The 1,723-nt window shown below is 63.5% G+C and carries 1 protein-coding gene; it reads left to right on the forward strand.

Going from position 1 to position 1,723, the window contains the following annotated elements; genetic code table 11:
• Window positions 1-1,723, forward strand: a 1,723-nt coding sequence (gene dnaE / locus EN893_RS32595; protein WP_128362118.1) for a DNA polymerase III subunit alpha, incomplete at both ends; no start/stop codon positions are given.

Consider the following 1,723-nt stretch of genomic DNA (forward strand, 5'->3'; position numbering starts at 1 on the left):
TGTGACGGGTTGATCTGCCTCAGCGGTGGGCCGCGCGGACCGATCGGCACCGCGCTCAAGGAAGATCGCCGCGATCTGGCCGAAGCCCGGCTTTTGACCCTCAAGGCAATGTTCGGCGACCGGCTCTATGTCGAGCTGGATCGGGTTTCCGGTTATGATCGCGTGATCGAAAAATCCTCGATCGATCTGGCCTATGCCCATGAACTGCCCCTGGTCGCCACCAACGAGGCGTTCTTTTCCTCCCGTGACGACTATGACGCACATGACGCGCTGATCGCCATCGCCGAAGGATCGGTCGTCGCCGCCGACAATCGTCGCCGGCTGTCGCCGGACAATTTCCTGCGCAGCCAGGCCGATATGGCCAGGCTCTTTGCCGATCTGCCAGAAGCGATCGACAACACTGTCGAGATCGCGCTGCGCTGCTCCTATTATCCCAAAAACCGCAATCCGATCCTGCCGCGCTTCACCGGCGGCGATGTCGCTGACAATGACGCCGCGGTGCAGGCGGAAGCCGACGAACTGGCCCGCCAGGCGCATGAGGGGCTCGACGCGCGCCTCGCCATGCATGGCCCGACTGCGGGCTACTCGGTCGAGCAATACCGCGAGCGGTTGAATTTCGAGCTTGGCATCATCACCAAGATGAAGTTTCCCGGCTACTTCCTGATCGTTGCCGACTTCATCAAATGGGCCAAGGCGCAAGGCATTCCGGTCGGGCCAGGCCGCGGTTCGGGCGCAGGCTCGCTGGTCGCCTATTCGACGACCATCACCGACATCGATCCGCTGCGCTTCTCGCTGCTTTTCGAGCGCTTCCTCAATCCCGACCGCGTGTCGATGCCCGACTTCGACATCGACTTCTGCCAGGATCGGCGCGAGGAGGTCATCCGCTACGTCCAGCAGAAATACGGCCGCGACCAGGTCGGCCAGATCATCACCTTCGGTACGCTGCAGGCGCGCGCCGTGCTGCGCGACGTCGGCCGCGTGCTGCAGATGCCCTATGGCCAGGTCGACAAGCTCTCCAAGATGGTGCCGCAGAATCCGGCCAACCCGGTCAAGCTCGCCGACGCCATCGCCAACGAGCCGCGCTTTGCCGAAGAGGCCGAGAGGGAGCCGATCGTCCAGACGCTGCTCGACATGGCGCAGAAGCTGGAGGGCCTTTACCGCCACGCCTCGACGCACGCCGCCGGCATCGTCATCGGCGACCGGCCGTTGTCGGAACTGGTGCCGATGTACCGCGATCCGCGCTCGGACATGCCCGTCACCCAGTTCAACATGAAATATGTTGAGCAGGCCGGGCTGGTGAAGTTCGACTTCCTCGGCCTGAAGACGCTGACCGTGCTGGAGACGGCGGTCAAGCTGATCCGCCGGCGTGGCATCGAGATCGACCTGGCGACGATCCCGCTCGACGATCCCGAGACCTACGCCATGCTGTCGCGCGGCGAAGTGGTCGGCGTGTTCCAGGTGGAAAGCGCCGGCATGCGCAAGGCGCTGATCGGCATGCGGCCCGACTGCATCGAGGACATCATCGCGCTGGTTGCGCTCTACCGCCCCGGTCCGATGGAGAACATTCCGACCTACAACGCCAGAAAGCATGGCGAGGAGGAGATGGCGTCGATCCATCCCAAGATCGACCATCTGGTGAAGGAGACGCAAGGCGTCATTGTCTACCAGGAACAGGTGATGCAGATCGCGCAGGAGCTGTCCGGCTACTCGCTCGGCGAAGCCG

Source organism: Mesorhizobium sp. M7A.F.Ca.CA.004.04.2.1 (genome assembly GCF_004022825.1).
GTDB lineage: Bacteria > Pseudomonadota > Alphaproteobacteria > Rhizobiales > Rhizobiaceae > Mesorhizobium.